This is a genomic window from Streptomyces viridiviolaceus (assembly GCF_014650995.1).
Lineage (GTDB): Bacteria > Actinomycetota > Actinomycetes > Streptomycetales > Streptomycetaceae > Streptomyces > Streptomyces viridiviolaceus.
Genome location: NZ_BMWA01000012.1, coordinates 24178 through 47275 on the forward strand (window position 1 = coordinate 24178; position 23098 = coordinate 47275).

General features: G+C 71.5%; 18 protein-coding genes. 5 read left to right on the forward strand and 13 right to left on the reverse strand.

Translation table 11 applies throughout. The features are described 5' to 3' along the window. Positions 1-423 precede the first annotated feature (423 nt). The gene (locus IE260_RS18740; protein ID WP_189873325.1) at positions 424-1428 is read left to right on the forward strand and encodes a sigma-70 family RNA polymerase sigma factor; all 1005 of its coding nucleotides are present in this window, start codon (positions 424-426) and stop codon (positions 1426-1428) included. On the opposite strand, the gene IE260_RS18745 is transcribed toward IE260_RS18740, so the two are convergent. Next, entirely contained in the window at positions 1321-1707 is a 387-nt protein-coding gene (locus IE260_RS18745; protein ID WP_189873327.1) for an STAS domain-containing protein, read from the reverse strand. The two genes, IE260_RS18740 and IE260_RS18745, sit on opposite strands and share 108 nt — an antisense overlap. A gap of 125 nt (positions 1708-1832) precedes the next feature. Here IE260_RS18745 and IE260_RS18750 point away from each other — a divergent pair, with 125 nt between their 5' ends. Continuing rightward, positions 1833-2753 carry an AEC family transporter gene (locus IE260_RS18750; RefSeq protein WP_189873328.1) on the forward strand — a complete coding sequence of 307 codons (921 nt, stop codon included), beginning with the start codon at positions 1833-1835 and terminating at the stop codon, positions 2751-2753. A 64-nt stretch (positions 2754-2817) separates the two neighbouring features. Here IE260_RS18750 and IE260_RS18755 read toward each other — a convergent pair whose 3' ends face one another. From IE260_RS18755 to IE260_RS18810, 12 genes are all read right to left on the reverse strand, one after another. After that, positions 2818-4095: a thymidine phosphorylase gene (locus IE260_RS18755; RefSeq protein WP_189873330.1), complete on the reverse strand. Its 1278-nt coding sequence runs from the start codon at positions 4093-4095 to the stop codon at positions 2818-2820. An 11-nt stretch (positions 4096-4106) separates the two neighbouring features. Next, positions 4107-4499, reverse strand: coding sequence for a cytidine deaminase (locus IE260_RS18760; RefSeq protein WP_189873332.1), 393 nt, complete (start codon positions 4497-4499; stop codon positions 4107-4109). Continuing rightward, a complete protein-coding gene (locus tag IE260_RS18765) occupies positions 4496-5770 on the reverse strand; it encodes an ABC transporter permease (RefSeq protein WP_189873334.1) in 1275 nt (424 codons plus the stop codon). Before IE260_RS18765 ends, IE260_RS18760 begins: the two co-directional genes overlap by 4 nt. Further along, positions 5767-6891, reverse strand: a complete 1125-nt coding sequence (locus IE260_RS18770; protein WP_189873336.1) for an ABC transporter permease — start codon at positions 6889-6891, stop codon at positions 5767-5769. The genes IE260_RS18765 and IE260_RS18770 overlap by 4 nt, the downstream gene beginning before the upstream one ends. Further along, positions 6891-8447: an ABC transporter ATP-binding protein gene (locus tag IE260_RS18775; protein WP_189873338.1), complete on the reverse strand. Its 1557-nt coding sequence runs from the start codon at positions 8445-8447 to the stop codon at positions 6891-6893. The genes IE260_RS18770 and IE260_RS18775 overlap by 1 nt, the downstream gene beginning before the upstream one ends. 212 nt (positions 8448-8659) lie before the next feature. Further along, on the reverse strand, positions 8660-9706 hold the full coding sequence (locus IE260_RS18780) for a BMP family lipoprotein (protein ID WP_189873340.1): 1047 nt from the start codon (positions 9704-9706) through the stop codon (positions 8660-8662). 299 nt (positions 9707-10005) lie between these two features. Next, positions 10006-11058, reverse strand: a complete 1053-nt coding sequence (locus IE260_RS18785) for a BMP family lipoprotein (protein ID WP_189873342.1) — start codon at positions 11056-11058, stop codon at positions 10006-10008. Between the two features lie 291 nt (positions 11059-11349). After that, entirely contained in the window at positions 11350-12579 is a 1230-nt protein-coding gene (locus IE260_RS18790) for a M20 family metallopeptidase (RefSeq protein ID WP_189873344.1), read from the reverse strand. Positions 12580-12837: 258 nt separating this feature from the next. After that, positions 12838-13905, reverse strand: a complete 1068-nt coding sequence (locus IE260_RS18795) for a hypothetical protein (RefSeq protein ID WP_189873346.1) — start codon at positions 13903-13905, stop codon at positions 12838-12840. Between the two features lie 41 nt (positions 13906-13946). Beyond that, on the reverse strand, positions 13947-14885 hold the full coding sequence (locus IE260_RS18800) for an N-acetylneuraminate synthase family protein (RefSeq protein ID WP_189873348.1): 939 nt from the start codon (positions 14883-14885) through the stop codon (positions 13947-13949). 14 nt (positions 14886-14899) lie between these two features. Then, positions 14900-16153, reverse strand: a complete 1254-nt coding sequence (locus IE260_RS18805) for an N-acylneuraminate cytidylyltransferase (RefSeq protein WP_189873350.1) — start codon at positions 16151-16153, stop codon at positions 14900-14902. Between the two features lie 83 nt (positions 16154-16236). Next, positions 16237-17550 (reverse strand): DUF6716 putative glycosyltransferase, encoded by a 1314-nt coding sequence (locus IE260_RS18810; RefSeq protein WP_189873352.1) that lies wholly within the window; start codon positions 17548-17550, stop codon positions 16237-16239. 198 nt (positions 17551-17748) lie between these two features. Here IE260_RS18810 and IE260_RS18815 point away from each other — a divergent pair, with 198 nt between their 5' ends. The 3 genes from IE260_RS18815 to IE260_RS18825 all read left to right on the forward strand — a co-directional run bounded on the left by IE260_RS18815 (position 17749) and on the right by IE260_RS18825 (position 22912). After that, positions 17749-18729, forward strand: coding sequence for a glycosyltransferase family 2 protein (locus IE260_RS18815; protein ID WP_189873354.1), 981 nt, complete (start codon positions 17749-17751; stop codon positions 18727-18729). Then, a complete protein-coding gene (locus IE260_RS18820) occupies positions 18726-20060 on the forward strand; it encodes a polysialyltransferase family glycosyltransferase (protein ID WP_189873356.1) in 1335 nt (444 codons plus the stop codon). Before IE260_RS18815 ends, IE260_RS18820 begins: the two co-directional genes overlap by 4 nt. Before the next feature lie 185 nt (positions 20061-20245). After that, positions 20246-22912 carry a glycosyltransferase family 4 protein gene (locus tag IE260_RS18825; protein WP_229880904.1) on the forward strand — a complete coding sequence of 889 codons (2667 nt, stop codon included), beginning with the start codon at positions 20246-20248 and terminating at the stop codon, positions 22910-22912. Positions 22913-23098 lie beyond the last annotated feature (186 nt).

Sequence of the window (23098 nt, forward strand, 5' to 3'; positions counted from 1 at the left end):
CCCCCGAACCGGACAGCGGCACCCCACGCGTGACCGTGCCCCCCCGAACCGGACAGCGGCACCCCACGCGTGACCGTGCCCCCCCGAACCGGACAGCGGCACCCCACGCGTGACCGTGCCCCCCCGAACCGGACAGCGGCACCCCACGCGTGACAGTGCTCCCCCGGACCGGACAGCGGCACACGGCGCGTGACGGAGTGCCACCGGCGGACCGGACGGTGGCAGGCGACGTGCGGCGGTGTGCCGCCGGAGTGGGTGGTGGGTGCTCGGGGGCGGGGTGGGTGGGCGGGCACCGTAGCAGTGGGGCGCCTTCGGCCTGCGGGTTTCTCGACTCCGCGGGCCGTTGTCAGTGGGCTGCGGTAGCTTCCGAAGTGCGAGGCGCGAAGACGCGCACGACGGGACGGCCACAGGGGTGGGTGGACGATGACCAACGGCACGGTGACGACCGAGCTCGACGACGCGCTGGAGAAGCACCGGGTCGAGCTGACCGGCTACTGCTACCGCATGCTCGGTTCCTCCTTCGAGGCCGAGGACGCCGTCCAGGACACCCTGGTCCGCGCCTGGCGGAGCTACGACAGGTTCGAGGGCCGCTCCAGCCTTCGCTCCTGGCTCTACCGCATCGCGACGAACGTCTGCCTGGACATGCTGACCGCCGGCAACAAGCGGGCCCGCCCGATGGACCTCACGGACTCGACGCCCCTCGCCCAGGCCGCCCTGTCGCCCCGCCCCGACAACACCTGGCTGGAGCCGATGCCGGACACCCGCATCCTGCCGACCACGGCCGACCCGGCGGAGGCCGCGGTCGCCAAGGAGTCGGTGCGGCTCGCCTTCATGGCCGCCCTGCAGCAACTGCCGCCCAAGCAGCGCGCGGTGCTGATCCTGCGCGAGGTGCTGGCCTGGAAGGCGAGCGAGGTCGCCGAGCTGCTCGGCACCTCCGTCGCGTCCGTCAACAGCGCCCTGCAGCGCGCCCGCGCGACCCTGGCCGAGCGGGAGGACAGGGGCGACGGCGCGGCGGTGTCGGACCCGCTGGACGAGGAGCAGCAGAAGCTCCTGGAGCGCTACGTCGCGGCCTTCGAGGGTTACGACATGACGGCCCTGACGGCCCTGCTCCACGAGGACGCCGTCATGACGATGCCGCCGTTCGACCTGTGGCTGGCCGGCCCGTCGGACATCACCGGCTTCATGACGACGCTCGGCGCCTCCTGCGCGGGCTCGCGGCTGCTGCCGGTCCAGGCCAACGGGCTCCCGGCCTTCGCGCACTACAAGCCGGACCCGGAGGCCGGCGGCTTCTCCCCCTGGGCGGTCCAGGTGCTGGAGATCTCAGACGGCCGCATCACCGGGTTCCACTGCTTCCTCGACACCAAGCGGTGGTTCCCGCTGTTCGGGCTGCCCCTCCGTCTCGAAGCGGAGACCGACCAGGTCGAGTAGGGCGTGCAGCGCGGGGTCGGGGTCGCGCAGCCGGATCCGGCCTCCGGCCCGCCGGGCGGTGAGTTCCAGGCGGGCCAGCAGGTCGACGACCGCGAGTCCGGGCGGCCCGAGCCCCCCGACATCGCAGACGACGACTCCGGCCCGGCCGGCTTCCAGCAGCGCGCGCACCTCGTCGCAGAGCCGGGGCAGCTCCCCACGGGAGACAGGCCCCGGCAGCACGAGTACGGCGGGTGTCACGGCGTCCACGTGCGGTAGACCCGGCGCGGGCGAGGAACTCATCGGTGCCGGTCCGGTCAGGTATCACATTGACCTTGCCGCAGCCCGCCCCAGAGGGTTGGCTGTATGCCCCAAGCATCCCCTCCCGCCGCGCTGCCCGACGTCTTCCTCCCGGCCGAGGAGGCGCCGTGCAGGGTGTGCTGACCGGCTTCGCGGTCATCGCGGTGGTGATCGCCGTGGGCTATGCGCTCGGCCGGGGCGGTCACCTCGGGGACCAGGGCCGCGAGGTGCTGACCCGGCTCGCCTTCCACGTGGCCTCGCCCGCCCTGCTGTTCACCACGCTGGCGGGGGCCGACCTGTCGGTGGTCTTCTCCAGCCGGCTCCTCGTCACGGCGCTGAGCACGGTGGCGGTGGCCGGGGTCTTCGTCGCGGTCGGCGTCGTGCGCGGCTGGGGCGTGGGGCGGACCACCATCGGCGCTCTGTGCTCCGGCTACGTCAACTCGGGCAACCTCGGGATCCCGATCGCCGTGTACGTCCTGGGCGACGCCTCGCTGGTGGCGCCGGTGCTGCTGTTCCAGCTCGTCGGTGTCACGCCGGTCGCGCTGACGATCCTGGACCTGTCGGGCGACGGGGCGAAGGGGCCGCTGTGGCGGCGGCTGCTGACGCCGCTGCGCAATCCGATAGCGCTCGGCTCGCTCGCCGGGGTCGCGGTGTCCGCGAGCGGGGTGCGGATGCCGGGCCCGGTCATGGATCCGCTGACGCTCATCGGCAACATGTCGGTGCCGGCGGTCCTGCTGGCCTTCGGTATCTCGCTGTGCGGCAGCACGATGCCCGGGCGCGGGGCCGACCGCCACCCGGTGCTGCTCGCGGTCGCCCTGAAGGCGGTGGGTCAGCCGGCGGTGGCCTGGGCGCTGGCGACGGGGGTCTTCGGTCTGCGGGGCGCGCAACTGCTGGACGTGGTGGTGACGTCGGCGCTGCCGGCGGCGCAGAACCTCTACACGTACGCGTCGACGTACGGGGTGGGCGAGCGGCTGGCACGGGACGCGGTCCTGGTGTCGACGGTGGTGTCGATACCGGTGCTCGTCGTGGTGGCGGCCGTCCTCGGGTGACGGCATGCGAACGGGACCGGCGGGGCTGCACCGGTCCCGTTCACGCGCATGAGGAAACCGCGGGTCAGGCGATCCGCTCCCGGACCACCGGGGCGGCGGTGAACTTGGTCCCCGGCGCGGCGATGTCGTACGAGCCCTCCACCGCCGACAGGGCGTACGCGAAGCGTTCCGGGGTGTCCGTGTGGAGGGTGAGGAGGGGCTGGCCCTCCGTCACCGTGTCACCGGGCTTGGCGTGCAGTTCGACGCCCGCCGCCGCCTGCACCGGGTCCTCCTTGCGGGCGCGGCCCGCGCCCAGGCGCCAGGCGGCGACGCCGATGTCGTAGGCGTCGAGGCGGGTCAGGACGCCGGAGGCGCCCGCCTTCACGACGTGCTGCTCCTTCGACGTGGGCAGCTCCGCGTCCGGGTCACCGCCCTGGGCCGCGATCATGCGGCGCCAGACGTCCATCGCCGAGCCGTCGGCGAGCGCCTTCGCCGGGTCGGCGTCCTTGAGGCCGGCCGCGTCGAGCATCTCTCGGGCGAGCGCGAGGGTCAGTTCGACGACGTCCGCCGGGCCGCCGCCCGCCAGGACCTCCACGGACTCGCGGACCTCCAGGGCGTTGCCCGCCGTGAGGCCGAGAGGGGTGGACATGTCGGTGAGCAACGCGACCGTCCTCACCCCGTGGTCGGTGCCCAGGCCGACCATCGTGGACGCCAGTTCGCGGGCGTCCTCGATCGTCTTCATGAAGGCGCCGCTGCCCACCTTCACGTCCAGGACGAGGGAGCCGGTGCCTTCCGCGATCTTCTTGGACATGATCGAGGAGGCGATCAGCGGGATCGCCTCGACCGTGCCGGTGACGTCGCGCAGGGCGTACAGCTTCTTGTCCGCCGGCGCCAGCCCGTCGCCCGCGGCGCAGATCACCGCGCCGACGCCGTCCAGGACCGACAGCATCTCCTCGTTGGACAGCAGCGCGCGCCAGCCCGGGACGGACTCCAGCTTGTCCAGGGTGCCGCCGGTGTGGCCGAGGCCGCGGCCCGACAGCTGCGGGACGGCCGCCCCGCAGGCCGCCACGAGCGGGGCGAGCGGCAGGGTGATCTTGTCGCCGACGCCGCCCGTGGAGTGCTTGTCGGCGGTCGGGCGGGACAGGGACGAGAAGTCCATGCGCTCGCCGGAGGCGATCATCGCGGCCGTCCAGCGGGCGATCTCGCGGCGGTTCATGCCGTTGAGCAGGATGGCCATCGCGAGCGACGACATCTGCTCGTCGGCGACCTCGCCGCGCGTGTACGCGTCGATGACCCAGTCGATCTGCTCGTCGCTGAGTTCGCCGCGGTCCCGCTTGGTGCGGATGACGGAGATGGCGTCCATGTCTGGCTTCCTTACTTGGTGAGGTGGTCCGGCCCGAAGGCCTGGGGCAGCATCTCCGACAGCGGCAGGACCCCCGCCGGGGTCTCGAGCAGCAGGTCCGGGCCGCCGAACTCGTACAGCAGCTGGCGGCAGCGGCCGCACGGCACCAGGACCTCGCCGTGGCCGTCCACGCAGACGAAGTGCGTGAGCCGGCCGCCGCCGGTCAGCTGCAGCTGGGAGACCAGGCCGCACTCGGCGCACAGGCTGATGCCGTAGCTGGCGTTCTCGACGTTGCAGCCGGTGACCGTGCGGCCGTCGTCGACCAGGGCGGCGGCGCCGACCGCGTAGCCGGAGTACGGGGCGTACGCCCGTGCCATGGCGTCCCGGGCCGCCTCGCGCAGCCCGCCCCAGTCGGCGCCGGTCACTTGCCCTGCCCCTTGCGGTACTGCATGCCGTCCGCCTTGGGCATCCGCAGCCGTTGCGCGGACAGGGCGAGGACGACGAGGGTGACGACGTACGGCGTGGCGGAGACGACCTGGTTGGGGACCTCGTCGGTGCCGGCGTACCAGGCGAACACCAGGGCACCGACGACCAGGGTGATCACCGCGTGGACGTACTTCTTGCGGACCGCCAGCCAGATGGCGCCGGCGAGCAGCAGCAGCGCGCCGAGCAGCAGCAGGGCGTGGACGTTGGCGGAGCCGCCGCGCAGGTTGAGGCTGTCGGTGTAGCCGAACAGGCCGGCGCCGATGGCGAGGCCGCCCGGCATCCAGTTGCCGAAGATCATGGCCGCGAGGCCGATGTAGCCACGGCCGCTGGTCTGGCCCTCCAGGTAGAAGGGGTTGGCCACGATGGACAGGAAGACGCCGCCGAGGCCGGCCAGGCCGCCGGAGATGATCACGGCCAGGTACTTGTACTTGTAGACGTTGACGCCGAGGGACTCGGCGGCGACCGGGTTCTCGCCGCAGGAGCGCAGGCGCAGGCCGAAGGGCGTGCGCCACAGGATCCACCAGGTGGCGGGGACCAGCGCGACCGCGATCAGGGTCAGCCAGGAGACGTTGGTGACCAGGCCGCCGAGCAGGCCGGCGATGTCCGAGATCAGGAACCAGCCCTGGTCGTTGAGGGACTTCAGCCCGTCGGAGAGCCCGGGGATCGTGAAGTGGCCGAGGGAGTCGACCGGCGGGGACTGCTTGGCCGAGCCGCCCTGGTGGCCCTCGAAGGCGAGCGGGGCGAGGTAGCGGGTGGCGCCGAGGGCGAGGATGTTGATGGCCACACCGGAGACGATGTGGTTGACGTTGAAGGTGACGGTGACGATCGCGTGCAGCAGACCGCCGATCGCGCCGCCGACGATGCCGACCAGGACACCGGTCCACGGTCCCCACTGGAAGCCGGCCCAAGCACCGAACCAGGTGCCGAGGATCATCATGCCCTCGAGGCCGATGTTGACGACGCCCGCGCGCTCGGCCCACAGGCCGCCGAGGCCGGCGAGACCGATCGGCACGGCGAGCTGCAGCGCGGTGGACATCTGGCTGACGTTGGTGATGCCGTCGGCGCCGGTGATGATGCGGACGAGCGAGGTCAGCGCCAGGGCTCCGGCGATGACCAGCAGCAGCACGGGCCACGACATGCGGCGGCCGGTCGGCGCCGCGGGCTGCAGCGTGGGCTGGTTGACGTCGGTCGGAGAGACGGGGGCGGTCATCGGCCAGCCACCTCCTTCGTGGTGTTGTTGTCGGCGCCGAGGACGTGACCGGCGGCGAGTTCCGCGCCGACCCGGCGCTGCTGGCGGCGCAGGCCCCACTCGCGGACGGCCTCGTAGGAGACGACGACCGAGAGCACGATCAGGCCCTGCATGATGACCGCGATCTCCTTGTCGTAGCCGTGGAAGTCCAGCTCGGGGCTGGCCTTGTCGAGCCAGGCCCACAGCAGGGCGGCGAAGGCGATGCCGACCGGGCTGTTGCGGCCGAGCAGGGCGATGCCGATGCCGAGGAAGCCGATGCCGGTGGGGAAGTTCAGGCTGTAGGTGTGGGTGTCGCCGAGCAGGATCGGCAGGCCCGCGAGTCCGGCGAGTCCGCCGGAGATCAGCATCGCGGTGAGGACCATGCGCTTGGGGTCGACTCCGCTGGCCGCGGCGGCGGACTCCGAGGCGCCGGAGGCGCGCAGGTCGAAGCCGAAGCGGGTGCGGTTGAGGACGACCCAGTAGCCGATGCCGAGCAGGACGGCGAGGATCACCAGGCCGTAGATCTCGCCGGCGGCGCCCATGTCGATGCCCGGGATCCATCCGGACTCGTGCATCTCGCCGGTGGTGTTGTTGTTGCCGATCTTGACGCCGAAGACGTCCGGCAGCCACAGGTAGCCGATGACGGAGGTGGCGATGGCGTTGAGCATGATCGTCGCGACGACCTCGCTGACGCCCCGGGTGACCTTCAGGACGCCGGCGATGCCGGACCAGAAGGCGCCGGTGAGGACGGCGGTCAGCAGGAGCAGCGGGATCTGCAGGAACGCCGGGAGGTTCGCGTGGGCGCCGACGATCGCGGCGATCATCGCGGCGAGCTGGTACTGGCCGTCGACGCCGATGTTGAACAGGTTCATCCGGAAGCCGATGGCGACCGCGAGGGCCGCGATGTAGTACATCGACGCCTGGTTGACGATCAGGACCTGGATGTCGGAGAAACCGGCCTGCTCGAACATCAGGGCGAACGGCTCGACCGGGTTCTTGCCCGAGGCGATCAGGACGATCGCGCTGAGCACGAAGGCCACGGCGAGCGCGATGACCGGCCCGGCCACCGCGAGGAGCACGCGCTCCTTGTCGAACTTCTTCATCAGCGGGCCTCGTCTTCCGTACCCGGGCCGTCGGTCGGGGTCTCTTCGTGCTCGAGGTGTCCGGACGCGGCACCCGTCATGGCCGAGCCCAGCTCCTCCGGAGTGATGGTGGCCGGGTCGGCGTCCGCGACGAGCCTGCCGTCGTAGATCACGCGCAGGGTGTCGGACAGGCCGATCAGCTCGTCCAGGTCGGCGGAGATCAGCAGCACGGCCAGTCCCTCGCGCCGGGCCTCGCGGATGTGGTCCCAGATGGCGGCCTGCGCACCGACGTCCACACCGCGGGTGGGGTGCGCGGCGATGAGGAAGCGCGGCTTGTGGCTCATCTCGCGGCCGACGATCAGCTTCTGCTGGTTGCCGCCGGAGAGCGAGGCGGCGGTGACGTCGATGCCGGGGGTGCGGACGTCGTAGGTCTCGACGATCCGGCGGGTGTCCTCCTGGGCGGCCTTCGGGTCCAGCCAGACGCCCTTGGCGTTGGGCTTCTCGGTGACGTGGCCGAGGATGCGGTTCTCCCAGAGGGGCGCTTCCAGGAGCAGGCCGTGACGGTGGCGGTCCTCGGGGATGTAGCCGACGCCCTGCTCACGGCGCTTGCGGGTGGTCCAGCCGGTGATCTCCTCGTCGGCGAGCCGGATGGTGCCGGAGTCGGCGTGGCGCAGGCCGATGAGCGCGTCGACCAGTTCGGTCTGGCCGTTGCCCTCGACACCGGCGATGCCCAGGACCTCGCCCGCGTGGATGGTGAAGGTGACGTCGTCGAGCAGCGCCTTGCCGCCCGGGGCCGCCAGGCGCAGCTTGTCGACCGCGACGACCGGGCGGTCGGTGACCGTGGACTCGGCGGTCTCCGGGGTGGGCAGCTCGCTGCCGACCATCATCTCGGCGAGCTGACGCGGGGTCGTCTCCGCGGGCACGGCCGTGCCGACCGTGGTGCCGCGGCGGATGACGGTGATGTCGTCGGCGACCGACAGGACCTCGCCCAGCTTGTGGGAGATGAAGATGACGGACAGGCCCTCCGACTTCAGCTCGCGCAGGTTGTCGAAGAGGGCGTCCACCTCCTGCGGGACCAGGACCGCTGTGGGCTCGTCCAGGATGAGCGTGCGGGCGCCGCGGTAGAGGACCTTGAGGATCTCCACGCGCTGGCGGGCGGCGACGCCGAGCTCCTCGACCAGGACGTCGGGGCGGACGCCGAGGCCGTAGCGGTCGGAGATCTCCTTTATCTTGCGGCGGGCCTTCGCGCCGATGCCGTACAGCTTCTCGCTGCCCAGCACCACGTTCTCCAGCACCGTGAGGTTGTCGGCGAGCATGAAGTGCTGGTGGACCATGCCGATGCCGCGGGCGATCGCGTCGGCCGGCGAGTGGAAGCTCACCTGCTCGCCGTCGATCGCGATGGTGCCCTCGTCCGGCTTCTGCATGCCGTAGAGGATCTTCATCAGCGTCGACTTGCCGGCGCCGTTCTCGCCGACGAGGGCGTGGACGGTGCCCTTGCGGACGGTGAGGTGGATGTCGTGGTTGGCCACGACGCCCGGGAAACGCTTCGTGATCCCGGCGAGCTCGACGGCGGTCACCTGACCACCCGCCGCCGCTCCGGCCGGAGGGCTGCTGGACGCGTTGATGGCGCACTCTCCTGGGGACGGGGGTCGTCTACGCGCGTAGCGCCCCTACGGCATCGAAAGGGGCGACGCATCGCCACGACGGGGTACGGGGAGGCGGCCTCCCCGTACCCCGCCGCGCGGACGCAACCCCGTGGTTACACGCTGCTCAGGGTCTTGCTGGGATGTCAGCTGCTCTTGACCTTGATCTCGCCGCTGATGATCTTCTCCTTGGCCGCCTCGACGGCCTCCTGGACCGCCTTGTCGGCCTTGAACTTGGGGTTGGAGTCCGCGAGACCGACCTCGCCGGACTTCAGATCGCCCCTGACGATACCGGTCTCGGGCTTGCCGTCCTCGACCGACTTCGAGAGGTTGTAGACCGCCTTCGCGACGTCCTTCGTCGCCGAAGTCAGGATGTATTCCTTGTACTTGGCGAGGGCTTCCTGCTTGTACTGGTCGGAGTCGACGCCGATCGCCCAGATCTTGTTGGCGGCGGCGGCCTCGATGACACCCTGGCCGGACAGACCGGCGGCCGCGTAGACGACGTCGGCCTTCTTCTCGATCTGGCCCTCGGCGGCGGTCTTGCCCTTGTCCGGGCTGGAGAAGCCGCCCTCCTCCGCCGTCTGCGTCAGGTACTGCGACAGCACCTTGACCTTCGGGTTGGTGTCCTTGACGCCCTGCTGGAAGCCGGCCTCGAACTTGTGGATCAGCGGCACGTCCACGCCGCCCACGAAGCCGACCGTGTTGGTCTTGGTGCTCTTGGCGGCGGCGACGCCGGCGAGGTAGGACGCCTCCTCCTCGGAGAAGACCAGGTCGGCCACGTTCTTGGCCTCGATGGTGGCGTCGTCCACGATGCCGAAGGTGGTGTCCGGGAACTTCTCCGCGGCACCCTTCATGGCGGCGGCGTACGCGTAGCCCACGCCGATGACCGGGTTGTAGCCCTGCTTGGCCAGGGACTCCAGGCGCTGCTGCTTGTCGGCGTCCGTCTCGCCCTCGGTGGGCTCGATGTCGGCCGTCTCGTAGCCGAACTCCTTCTTCGCCTGCTCCAGGCCCGCGTACGCGGCGTCGTTGAACGACTGGTCGCCCTTGCCGCCGACGTCGTACGCGATGGCGAGGCCCTTGTCGCCCTTCGACTCCGACGACCCGGAGGTCGAGGTACCACCGCAGGCGGAGAGGGCGAGGGCCAGGGAGGCGGTCGCTGCGCCTGCGACCGTGATCCGGGAAATCCGGCGCATGTGGGGTGCTCCTGTCGTACAAGCGCCGGACGGTTCGGCTTCGGCGCTGGCTTCGCCGCAGATTAACGCGCGTAGACCTGCCTGAAAACCCCTTCTGTCCACCTTGTTATCCGCCCGTGCCCAAGGCGCCGCGTGGGACGGGCCGGGGCTTGCCGGACGCAAACAGCGCGTGGTCGGAGGGTGACGGGAGGAACCGGGAACGCCGGAGCGGGCGGGCGCTTCCCGGGCACCCGCCCGCTCCGGTCACGTTCCGCCGCGCTCGCCCCTGGGGGCGGTACGCGGCGGGGCCGTGTCGCGGATCACTCGGTCTTGACCTTGATGGAGCCGTCGACGATGCCTTCCTTGGCCTTGGCCACGGCGTCCGCGGCGCCCGGGACCTCGGCGAACTTCGGGTTGCTGTCCGACAGGCCCACGCCGTCGGACTTCAGGTCGAAGGTCTGGGTGCCGGTCAGCGGCTTGCCGTCCTCGACCGACTTGGCCAGGGCGAACACCGCGCCGTTGATGTCCTTGAGCGCGGAGGTCAGGATGTGGTCCTTGTACGCCGCGAGGGCTTCCTGCTTGTACTGGTCGGAGTCGACGCCGATCGCCCAGACCTTCGCCTTGGCGGCGGCCTCGATCACGCCCTGGCCGGACAGACCGGCCGCCTGGTAGACGACGTCGGCCTTCTTCTCGATCTGGCCCTCGGCGGCGGCGCGGCCCTTGTCCGGGCTGGAGAAGCCGCCCTCCTCCGCGGTCTGCGTCAGGTACTGCGAGATCACCTTCACCTTGGGGTTGGTGTCCTTGACGCCCTGCTCGTAGCCGGCCTCGAACTTGTGGATGAGCGGCACGTCCACACCGCCCACGAAGCCGACCACGTTCGTCTTGGTGGCCTTGGCGGCGGCGACACCGGCGAGGTAGGACGCCTCGTTCTCGGCGAAGACGAGCGACGCCACGTTCTTGCCCTCGACCACGGAGTCCACGATGCCGAAGGTGGTGTCCGGGTACTTCTCGGCCACGGCCTTCATCGCCGGGCCGTAGGCGAATCCGACGCCGATGACCGGGTTGTAGCCCTGCTTCGCCAGCGAGGCGAGGCGCTGCTCCTTGTCGGCGTCGGTCTCGCCCTCGGTGGGCTCGATGTCGGCGGTCTTGTAGCCGAACTCCTTCTGGGCCCTCTGCAGACCGGCGTACGCGGCGTCGTTGAAGGACTGGTCGCCCTTGCCGCCGATGTCGTACGCGATCGCGAGGCCCTTGTCGTCCTTGGCGCCCTCGTCGCCGCTGTTGCCTTCGCTGCTGGTGCCGCCGCAGGCGGTGGCGGCGAGTGCGAGCGACGCGACCCCCACCGCGACGCGGGTCAGTCTCGATATCCGACGCATCTGAAGTTCCCCATTCTCCAAAGCCCCGCAGCGGGCGCTCGGTTCGGCGCACATTAACGCGCGTAGAAACTCCTGGGAACGGGGTTCCGCAGGGCCGTTACCCATTCGTGCCGCTGGCCGGTTACGCCCTTGTGAACCACCGGACCGAAGGGGCCCGAAAGGGGCGCGCGCGGGGCATGTGCGGGCCTGCACCGCACGCGCACCCGGCTGCTCCGGGCCCGCCCCGGCCGCAACCGCAACGGCCGGGCCGCGGGCGGTCCCCCTGCCGGACGGCGCCGACGGGCGCGGCCGTCAGACGGCGTCGATGAGCGCGGCCGCGGTGAAGAGCTCCACGCCGACGGTGATGGCGTGCTCGTCCACGTCGAAGTCACCCTGGTGCAGGTCGCGGACCGTGCGCTCGCCGGGCGGGCGGACCCCGAGCCGGGCCATGGCGCCGGGCACCTGCTCCAGGTACCAGGAGAAGTCCTCGCCGCCGAGGCTCTGCTCGGTGTTCTCGACGGCGTCCGTGCCGCGCCGGGCGGCCATGGCGGCCTGGAGCAGTTCGGTGCTCGTCACCTCGTTGACGACCGGGGGCACGCCTCGCACGTAGGTGATCTCGGACTTGGCCCGGTACAGGTTGGCGATCTCGTCGATGGCGCCGACGACGAGGTCGGGCGCCTGCCGCCAGGCGTCCAGGTCGAGGCAGCGCACGGTCCCCGCCAGCTCGGCGTGCTGCGGGATGACGTTCGGGGCGTGGCCGGACTCGACCCGCCCCCACGTCATGACGAGCCCGCTGCGGCTGTCCACGCGCCGGGACACGAGCGCGGGGACGTCGACGACCACGCGTGCCGTGGCGGTGACCAGGTCGGTCGTCAGGTGCGGTCGTGCGGTGTGTCCGCCGGGGCCGTTGAGGGCGATCTCCAGTCGGTCGCAGGCCGAGGTGATGGGGCCCACCCGCAGTCCGATCCTGCCGACTTCCACCCGGGGGTCGCAGTGCACGGCAAGGATGCGGCGCACCCCGTCGAGTGCGCCGCCCTCGATGGCGTCGGCGGCACCGCCGGGCAGCACCTCCTCCGCCGGCTGGAAGATCAGCCGCACGGGCCGGGGCAGCAGGCCCTCCTCGTGCAGGGCGGCGAGCACGAGTCCGGTGCCGAGGACGACCGTGGTGTGCACGTCGTGCCCGCAGGCGTGGGCCCGGTCCGGCACGGTCGACCGGTACGGGCACTCGCTCTTGGTGTCCGGGATGGGCAGGGCGTCGATGTCGGCCCGCAGGGCGAGCATCCTCGGGCCGCCGGCCCACTGTCCCGATTCGGTGCCGATGTCGCAGACGAGTCCGGTCCCGACGGGGAGCACGCGCGGCTTGAGGCCGGCCGCTTCGAGCCGTTCCTTGATCGCGGCAGTGGTGCGGAACTCCTGGTTGCCCAGCTCGGGGTGCATGTGCAGGTCGCGACGGAACGCGACGAGTTCGGCACGCAGTGCCTCCGGCAAGTTGCCGGGAAGCAGTGCTTCCCCTGACGGATCGGCCTCGGACTCTAGGGACATCAGTTGCTTCACCCTCTGAAGGGTAGGACGCCGAGGCGGTCAACTGACCCACGATCAACAAAAGTTCAACCCGTTAGGGGACGAAAAGTTGGCCGTACGGCGCATGGCTCTCGACAGAGGTGGGTACCCTCATGGGTCTTTTCGGCCGTGGTGCCCGCTCTCTGTTTTCCTTGCTGCTTCCACGGATACCACGCCCCGCCCACCCCACGCGTCCCCGTTCACCAGCCGGACGACCCGTCGGGGCCCGGTGCGGGGTGTCTAGCCGGCGCTCGGCACGGCCGACAGCCGGTGCACGTCCCGTGCCGTCCCGGTCACCCCGGACAGGAAGCCGCGGGCCCGTGGTGAGGCGTTCCGGGTCAGCCAGTCGGGGTCGATGTCGCAGACGGCGACCCTGACCCGGGTGCCGGCCAGGGCCAGCGGCAGGGTGTGGACGACCGTGGACGGAAAGCTGAGGATGGTCCGCCCGATCGGGCCACGGCGGGCGATCAGCTCCAGGGGGAGGTCGGGGCGGACGACCTCCAGGCCGGTCTCCACCGCCAGCCGGTGGAGCTTCTCGGCGCTCTCGCGGCGGTGGGCGAAGTAACGGGTCGCGCCGTGGGTCTTCGCCAGGCCGCGCACGGCCTCCAGGTAGCGGTCGCCGTCCACGACGCCCGTTTCCACCAGTGACGTGCCGACCATGTCGGCGCCCTTGGTGATGCGGGGCGGCCCGAAGCGGGCGCGGGTCCAGGCGAAGCCGTTGGCGGTGACCGTGACGCCGTCCGGGGTCTCCTCGATCGGCATGGAGGAGAAGACCGAGACCCGGCGGTCCCGGGTCGGGGTCAGGCGGCGGCGCGCCGAGGAGGACACCGGGGCGAAGAGCAGGTCTCGGGGGCCGGGGCGGGTGCCCTTGCGGTGCCAGCGCACCAGGCGTTCGCCGCGGGCCAGCTGGGTGACGAACTCCATCGTGGCCGTGCCGTCGTCGACGACGACCAGCTCGCGGGCCCGGGTGATGGTGAGGAGCAGCTGCACGTAGCGGGAGAAGGGGTCGCCCATGACGATGCGGTCCGCTCGGCGCAGGGAGGCCGTCAGGCCGCCCACGGTGCGGAACGGGGCCGTGGCACCGCCCCGCGCCTCCTCCCAGCGGACCTGGTGGCCCTCCTGCCGGGCCAGTTCCGCCATGCGGCGCAGCTGGCCGCGGGTCATCGGGTCGACGGGTGACAGGACGACGAGGGTGAGCCCCGCGCCGGGCGCGTGCGTGTGCGCCCACTCCAGCACGTTCAGGAGCTGCACCGGGCTCTCGACGAAGGCGAGAGTGTGGGGGCCGGCATTCCCGGCGCGGGGGCTCATCGGCGTACGACCGTCCCGTCGTGGTGGGGGTGGGGGTGAGGTCAGACCGAGACCGGCTCGCCCGCCGCCGCGGCGATCTCCGCCTCGGCGACCACGCCGGTGACGCGGCGCAGCTTCTTCATGGGGCCGAGCTCGGACTCGTAGACCTTCTTGACGCCGTCGCCGAGGGAGGCCTCGATGGTGCGGATGTCGCGGACGAGGCGGGTCAGGCCCTGCGGCTCGACCGAGGCGGCCTGGTCGGAGCCCCACATGGCGCGGTCCAGGGTGATGTGGCGCTCGACGAAGGTGGCGCCGAGGGCGACCGCGGCGAGGGTGGTCTGGAGGCCGGTCTCGTGGCCGGAGTAGCCGATCGGGACGTTCGGGTACTCCTGCTGGAGGGTGTTGATCACGCGCAGGTTCAGCTCCTCCGCCTTCGCCGGGTAGGTGGAGGTGGCGTGGCAGAGCAGGATGTTGTCGCTGCCCAGGACCTCGACGGCGTGGCGGATCTGCTTCGGGGTGGACATGCCGGTGGAGAGGATGACCGTGCGGCCGGTGGCGCGCAGGGCGCGCAGCAGCTCGTCGTCCGTGAGGGAGGCGGAGGCCACCTTGTGGGCGGGGACGTCGAACTTCTCCAGGAAGGCGACGGCCTCGGTGTCCCACGGGGAGGCGAACCAGTCGATCCCCTTCTCCTTGCAGTACTCGTCGATCTGGCGGTACTCGTCCTCGCCGAACTCCACGCGGTGGCGGTAGTCGATGTACGTCATCCGGCCCCAGGGGGTGTCGCGCTCGATGTCCCACTGGTCGCGCGGGGTGCAGATCTCGGGGGTGCGCTTCTGGAACTTGACGGCGTCGCAGCCGGCCTCGGCGGCCACGTCGATCAGCTTGAAGGCGTTGTCGAGGTCGCCGTTGTGGTTGATGCCGATCTCGCCGGTGATGTAGACGGGGCGGCCGGGGCCGGCCTCGCGCGTACCGAAGGTGCGGATGCGGGAGTTGGTGCTCATGGCTGGGTCTTTCCTTACTTGGACTGGGTGATCGTGGTGGGGGATGCGAGGGAGTCGAGCGAGGGGCCGAGGATCCAGCCGGCGATCTCCCGGATCGCGCCGTCGCCACCGGGGACGGTGGTGACCGCGCGGGCGGCGCCGCGTACGACGTCGTGGGCGTTCGCGACCGCCACGGGCCAGCCGACGAGGGCGAAGCACGGGAGGTCGTTGACGTCGTTTCCGACGTAGAGCACGCGCTCGGGCGCGATGCCCTGCTCCTCGCACCACTGCTTGAGCGCGAGGTCCTTGCGGTCGATGCCGTGCAGCACCGGGAGCTTCAGCTTCCGGGCGCGGGCGGCGACGACCGGGTTCACCTCCGTGGACAGGATCAGCATCGTCAGCCCGCTTCTGCGCAGGGCCGCGATGCCGAGTCCGTCACCGCGGTGCACGGAGACGAACTCCCGTCCGTCGGAGTCGATCAGCACCCGGTCGTCGGTCTGGGTGCCGTCGAAGTCGAGGACGACCGCGTCGATGTCGTCGGCGGTCGGAAGCGCGCCGGGGCGTGCCGCGTCGAACAGGGGCGCGAGGGCCCGGGCGCGGGCCAGGTCGTGCGGGTCGTCGATCTCCAGGACGCGGGCCGGGTCGGTGCGGACCAGGTCGGTGCGGCCGAAGAAGCGGTGCCCGTGCTCGCGGAAGCCGGCCGCGTCCATGGCGTAGGCGGCGCCGGTCTCCAGCAGGTCCTGGGGGCGGTCCTGGCGGCGCGGACGGTACGACTTGTCGTGGTTGACGCCGTGGCCGCCCTCGGCCTCGTCGTCCGCGTCGCGCCACACGAAGCCGTGGAACGGGGCCACCGTGACGGCGGTGTCGGCGCCGTTCTCGACGACCGCGGCGGCCACCCCGTCGACGTCCTCGCGGACCAGGAACGGGCTGGTGCACTGCACGAGCAGTACCACGTCGACGGTCGCGCCGTGCAGGGCCTCGTGGGCCTCCATGGCGTGCAGCACCGCGGCCTCGGAGGTCGCCGTGTCCCCGGCGATGGCGGCCGGGCGCAGCACGACCTCGGCGCCGGCCTCCCGGGCCGCCGCGGCGATGGCCTGGTCGTCGGTGGAGACCACGACGTCCGTCACCAGGCGGGTGGCCCGGCACTCGCGCACGGCGCGGGCCACGAGGGGCACGCCGCCGACGGGGGCGAGGTTCTTCGCGGGGACGCCCTTGGAGCCGCCGCGCGCGGGGATCACGGCGAGCACACGGCGCACCGAGGCGCCCTGGCCCGCTTCCGGGTCGGTCATGGCATCTGCTCCTTGCGCAGGTATCGCGGAAATCGGGGCGGTCGTCGCGGGAGGACGGGCGCTCGTCGCGGGGTCCGGGGCGGTCACAGCTCCCCCATCCGCCGGATCACCGGCGCCACCCGCTGGACGCCGTGCCGGTAGGCGCCGCGCGCGGCCCGGCGCACGATCTGCCGGACCGGGCCGGGTTGCCTGTCGGCGGCGGGCGCTCCGGGCAGCGGGGTGCCGTCCGGGCCGAGGTGGTGGCGGGCGAGGATGCCGGGCAGATAGCCGGGGGCGGTGACGGGCGTGTAGTACGGGGTGAGCGGGGGCAGGCCGCCGGGCCGGCCGAGCAGCTTCGCGATGCGCTCGCGGGCCGCGTCGAAGGCGGTCGCGTAGGTGCCGTCCGCCGCGACGCCCTGCCGGGCGACCCACTCGGGGTCGGGCACCGGGCGGTGGCCGTCGTCGAGCTGGTCCCAGGAGGCGAGGCAGCCGGAGCCGACGAAGTGGTGGTTGCCGAGGGCCTCGCGCACCCCGAGGTCGGTGAGGACGGCGGTGGGGATGCGCCGGTGCAGGGACTCCAGGGCGGCCGTGGAGCTGATGGTCACCAGCAGGTCGGTGCGGTCGAGGACCTCGCCCATGTGCCCGTAGACCAGGCGGAAGTTGGGCGGCGGGTCGGCCTTCTGCACCAGCTTCTGGTAGGGCAGCTCCTCGATGTGCGTGGTGTGTTCGCCGGGCTTGGAGCGCAGCTTCAGCAGTACTTCGCGCTCGGGGTGCCGGCGGGCGTGCCGGATGAGCCGGTCCAGCAGGTAGGTGCGGTCCTTGCGGCTGTCCGGGACGGAGGGCTGGGCGGCGAAGACGACCGTGTACGGGTCGTGCTCGCCGGTGTAGCCGGCACCGCCGAGGAACGGCAGCGCGACCTCCGTCACGGCCGAGGCGTCGGCGCCTACCCCCTCGTACACGGACCGGAAACGGTCGGCGTCCTGGCGGGAGTTGGCGAGGACCAGGTCGGCGCCGTGGCGCAGCAGCAGACCGTCGGCGAGCTTCTCGTAGACGACGCCGACGTATCCGGTGACGACGACGGGCCGGTCCGTGCGGTCCTCCCAGACCCGCCCGAGCCCGTGCAGCATGGCCTGGACGCCGCCGCCGACCAGGGCGAGGACGAGGACGTCGTACGGTTCCTCGGCCATCGCCCGCAGGAACTCGACGGCGGTGACCTCGCTCAGTGAGTCCGCGTCGACGCCGACTTCCCGCAGCTGGCGGGCGGTGGGGGTGGCTCGGCCCCGCAGGAGGTACCCGTCCAGGTGGACGTCCGAGTCGTCCGGTGACATGCGGGTCGCGGTGAGCGCGCCCCATTTCCACCGGGTGTCGGAGTCCGCGAGGACGGCCACTCGCAGGGCCTTCGTTGCACTTGCTGGCACGCCGAAGACGCTAGGAAGCCATTTCTAGGAACCGCCCAACCGGAATCCAACAAATGGTGAACAGCACATCGCCGAATGGCGAATCGGGCCGCCGGACGTCCGGAAAAGCGTTCGCTTCACGGCTTCGCCACGCCTCGTTCACCTCGCATCAAGCCGCGGGTAAAGCCGAATGCCGGACCGCCGCCTAACGTCCCTCACGTGCTCAAGCTCTCCGTCATCGTGCCGTTCTACAACGTGCGGCAATACGCACCCGACACCCTGCGGAGTCTGCGCGCGAACGCGCGGGACGACTTCGAATTCATTCTCGTCGACGACTGCTCGACCGACGGGACCGCGGACATCCTCGCGCGCGCGGAGCGCGAGCTGCCGGGGGCGGTACTGCTCAGACACGAGCGGAACGGCGGCCTGGCGACCGCCCGCAACACCGGCATCGACCGGGCGCGCGGCGAGTACCTCACCTTCCTGGACGGCGACGACTGGCTGGCGCCCGGCCACTACGACCGGCTGGTCGCCGCGATCGAGGAGCTGGGCTGCGACTTCCTGCGCACCGACCACGTCCAGTGCACGGCACGGGCCCGCACCGTGCACCGGGTGCCGCACGGCCGCCGCAACGTCGTCCTGCGTCCGCGCGACGCGATCCTGCCCGCCCACCGGTCCACCTCGGTCGACTACGCCTTCGCCTGGGCCGGCGTCTACCACCGCCGGCTGGTCGAGCGGGGCCTGCTGCACTTCACCGACGGGCTGCGCACGGCCGAGGACCGGCCGTGGATCTGGAAGCTGCACCGGGAGGCGGAGTCCTTCGCGGTGACCGGGCTGCTCGGGGTCTTCTACCGGCGCGGGGTGGCGTCCTCGCTCACCCAGATCGGGGACGTCCGCCAGCTCGACTTCATCCGCGCCTTCGACGAGGTCGTCGCGGGGGCGGCCGGGGACGCCGACGCCGCGAACCTGCTGCCGAAGGCCGTGCGCACGTACTGCGCGATCATTTCCCACCATCTCGGTTCCATCGAAAGGTTCGAGCCTGCCGTGGCCCGGAAACTGAAGGCGATGAGCGCCGCCGCGCTGCGGCGGATGCCCCAGGACGCACTCGACGAGGTGCTCGGCTCGATGGACGCCGAGCGCGCCACGCGGCTGCGCCGGCTGCGCCGCCGCGCGGTTCCGGCCGCGGGGGTGGCCGCGTGACCACGCAGATCTTCCTGGCCTCGACGCTGTACGGCACGGCCACGCTCGCCGCGGCCCTCGACGCGGGCTGCTTCGCCCCGGCCGACCGGCGGATCCTGCTGGTCTCCAACAACGCGGCGACGCCCGAGACGACGCCCGCCCTGGACGCGATGCCCGGGTTCGAGGAGCTGCGGCCGCGGTTCGACGACGTGGTGTCGTGGAACGAGACGATCTTCCCGTTCCATCCGGGCGGCTGGTCTCCGCGGGTGGAGGACGTGCCCATGTGGGAACGGTATCTGCGGCTGGCCTGGGGGCTCGGCGACGACGACGTGGCGCTCGCCGTGGAGTCCATCCAGGTGCACCCGGCCCTCGGGGTGGCGCAGATCTTCAACGACGCGCCCCTGACCGTCTACGCGGACGGCCTGATGAGTTACGGCCCCACCCGCAACAAGCTCGACCCGCTGGTCGGCACGCGCGTGGAGCGGCTGCTCCACCTCGACCTGGTGCCGGGGCTGACGCCGCTGCTGCTGACCGAGTTCGGCGTCGGGCCGGAGGTCGTGCCGACACAGGCGTTCACCAAGGTGCTGGCCGAGCTGGCGGGCACCGGCGCCGGTCTGCCGGACGTCGAGGAACCGGCCCTGCTGCTCGGCCAGTACCTGTCGGCGCTCGGCATCCTCTCCGCGGAGGAGGAGGAGGCGCTGCATGTGCGGATGCTGACGGGCGCCGTCGGCCTCGGCCACACCCGCGTGGTGTTCAAGCCGCACCCCACGGCCCCGGCCCGCTTCACCCGCACCCTGGAGCAGGAGGCCGAGAAGCTCGGCGTCGACCTCACCGTGCTGGACACGCCGGTCCTGGCGGAGGTGCTGTACCAGCGGATGCGCCCGGCGCTGGTCGTCGGCTGCTTCTCCACGGCCCTGCTCACCGCGTCCGCCCTGTACGGCCTGCCGGTGGCCCGGGTCGGCACCGACACCCTGCTGGACCGGCTGACGCCGTACGAGAACAGCAACCGCGTCCCCGTCACGATCGTCGACGCGCTGCTGCCGGAGCCGGCCGACTCCGACGCCGTCGCGGAGGGCCGGCGGGGCCTGGACACCGATGCCCTGGCCGCGCTGGTGCGGGCCGTCGGGTTCGCGATGCAGCCCAAGATCCTGCCGGAGCTGCGGCCGGCGGCCGAGGAGTACCTGCGGAGCAGCCTGAACGCCCGCACCCGGCGGTACTTCAAGAAGCGGCGGCTCACCTCGCTGGGTCTGCCCGGCGGCATTCCGGAACGGCTGGCATTCCTGCCGCGAAATTCCACGGCACGCAAGGTGGTGCGTCGGGCGCGGGCCATTCGACGCTCGATCAAACGATGAGGTAATTCCCGGCGTCGGGAACATGAACGCAGGGTTCAAAACCCACCGGCCCGCCCTCCGTTCATTTTCCCTTCACCCCTCGGTCGTCACTTCTCGTGCGATGATCCCCTCGGAGATTCTCCTCGAAAAAATCACAACTCTGTGCATCTGTGCATCACAGACCCTTTGGACTGGGCTGGTTGTCTATGCGTATCGCCGTCTTCATCGAGAACCGCAACGGTGTCGGTCTCACCGCACGGATCATGAACGCTCCCGGAGCCCGGGAGCACACCTTCCTGCTGGTCACCGCAGACCTCGACGGAGACGTGGGGCGGTGGATCGAGGAGGAGGCCTCGACCCGGCTCGACGGCGCGCGGGTGCGCAATCTGTTCCGGGAGGAGGAGACGCTCGCGCACGCGCAGTTCCTGGAGGAGACAGGTCCCCGAATATCGGAGTTCGTGCGGACCGAGTCCGTCGACCGGCTGATCCTCTTCAACGACCAGTCGCAGCGCGGCAGCAGGGTCGCCCGTGCCCTCACCGACACGCTGCCGGTGGTCCTCGTCCAGGACGGCCACCTCGACTTCCACTACAAGAGACTCAGACCCGGCCTGCGCGACCAGAACTGGTACTACGGGTCCTCCGACCCCGCCGCCGTCTGCGTCTGGGGCCCGGCCACCGCCCACCACCTGCTGTACCGCACGGCGGACGCGGACCCGGCCGTCCACATCACCGGCGCCCTCGGTCACAGCGACGACCCGGACCTGCTGCGCGCCGCGCACAACCCCGCGCCGCGGCCGGCGCGCTCCTCCCGGGACCCGCTGCGGATCATCGTCCTCGACCAACCCCTGGGCGACCAGCGCAAACTGGCGGCCGGTCAGCACCGCGAGTACCTGCGGGCGGCCTGCGAGGCGCTCGCCGAGTTCGGCGAGGTCGCGGTCAAACCGCACCCCTCGACCCTCTCCGGCCATCTGAACTGGCTGGGCACGCTGCCCGGGATCACCGTCCTCGACGAGTCGACGCTGGTGGACGCGGCCGGCCTGGAGTCCTACGACCTGGCCGTCACGTTCTTCTCCACGACCTATCTGCAGACCCTGCGGGCCGGCGTGCCGCTGGTGCTGTTCAGCCCGCCGCCGCTGAACATCGTCTTCCCCGCCGTCAACCACGCGCTGCTGCGCAACGTCGGCACCGTCGGCGAACTCACCGACGTGGTGGGGCAGTTGCACCGCACGGGCAAGTTCACCGGCAACAACACCGGCGAGCCGCTGACGCACTTCCTCACCTTCCGCGACGACGTGGCCGAGCGGATCCTCACGGTGGTCCAGGAGGCGAAGGTCCGCGCGCCGCGCGCCGCCCCCGGGTCCGACACGGCCGCACCCGCACCAGTCGGCACCCGTGCCGAGCGCGCGCTGCGCGCCGTACGGGACCGGCAGACGCCGCCGCGTTCGCTCGCCGTTCTGGGCCTGGGCTTCGGCTACGTCACCGGCGTGGCGATCCCGATCCTGACGTACACGCAGGCGCTCCTCGCGCACTCCCCCGTGGACGTCCGGTACATCGACCTGAGCGCCTACTGCCGCACCGAGGACGTCCTCGCCGCGCTGCGGGACGTCGACGTCGTCCTCGTCAACAGCCTGGCTCCGCTGTGGCGTTCGGCCCTCGGCAACGAACTGGTCGGCGAACTGGTGTCCGAGGACCGAAAGGTCTTCCTGTACGCGCACGAGACCGAGCACGTCATGGCCTACGAGGCCGAGCACAGCACGCTGCGCCACAAGGAGATGCTCAAGCTCCTGCCGCAGCTGAGCGTGCTGTGCGTGTCCACGGCCCAGGCCGACATGTTCCGCGGGCTCGGGGTCGCCGACCCCGTCGTCGTCTACAACACCGTCCCGCAGGACACCCACCGGGTCCGCGCCCGGGTCACGCCGGGGGCACAGCCGCGGATCGTGATGGTCGGCTCCATGCAGGACCGCAAGGGCCTGGACGTCTTCTCCCGGGTCGCGGAACTCGCCTACGCCGAGGGCCTGCCGTGGCGGTTCGCGTGGATCGGCCACCGCACCCCGCGGATCGCCTCCTCGACCCTGATCTCCGACCGGGTGACGTGGATGGGCGCGCTGTCGCGGGCGCGGGTCCGGGAGGAGCTCGCCGCGTCGGACGTCTTCTTCCTGTCCTCCGTGGACGACCCGATGCCGCTGTCGGTGGTAGAGGCCGTCCAGCAGCGGCTGCGGGTGGTGACGTACCGGCGGGTCGGCTCCCACGAGGTGCTCGACGGGGTGCCGGGCTACCGGTCGTTCGCCGACTACACACCCCAGGCGGCGTTCGAGGCGCTGCGGGCGGTGCTCGGCGAGGAGGTCTCGGAGGACGACTACCGGGAGGTCGAGGAACTCTTCGACATCCCCGCGTTCACCGCGCGGATGACGGCCGCGCTGGGACTGCCCGGGCCCGACCGGGTGCCGCACCGCCGGGAGGCCGCGCCCGAGGAGGACGGGGACACGGCGGACGGCGAGGGCCCCGAAGAGCTGCGGGCGGTGATCCCGCAGCAGATCCGGCACCTCAACGAGGACTTCAAGCGTCATGTCAGCACGGGCAACGTCGAGGACGCGCTGCGGGTGGGCACCGAGATCCTGCGCCGCCGGCAGCCGGTGGACGTGCTGATCGGCATGGCCGAGCTGCGCGCCGCCCGGGGCCAGGCGAAGGAGGCGTGCCAGCTGCTGGCCGCGGCGGCCATCGTCGGCGGCGACCGGGGCCGGGTGTGGTCGGAGATCTCCCGGGTGGCGGCCCTGCTCGGCGCGCGCGGACGTGCCATCCGGCAGCTGGCCCGCAAGGAGTCGATGCGGGCGCAGGTGACCCATCACTCCGCGCGACTGCGCAAGGGGGACTGAGCGAGACCGGCCGGGGGCGCGACGGCCGCCCCCGGCCGGACATCCGGAGTTCCGCAGAAGTTCGCCTGATGGCCCGCTCGGCTGTTCTCCTCACGGCCGGGCACATGCCTAGCCTTTGCCCCACCCACCCCACCCGTGTTCCTCGTACTCACGTTCAACTCCGTGACGGATTGAGGTCCTTGGCCC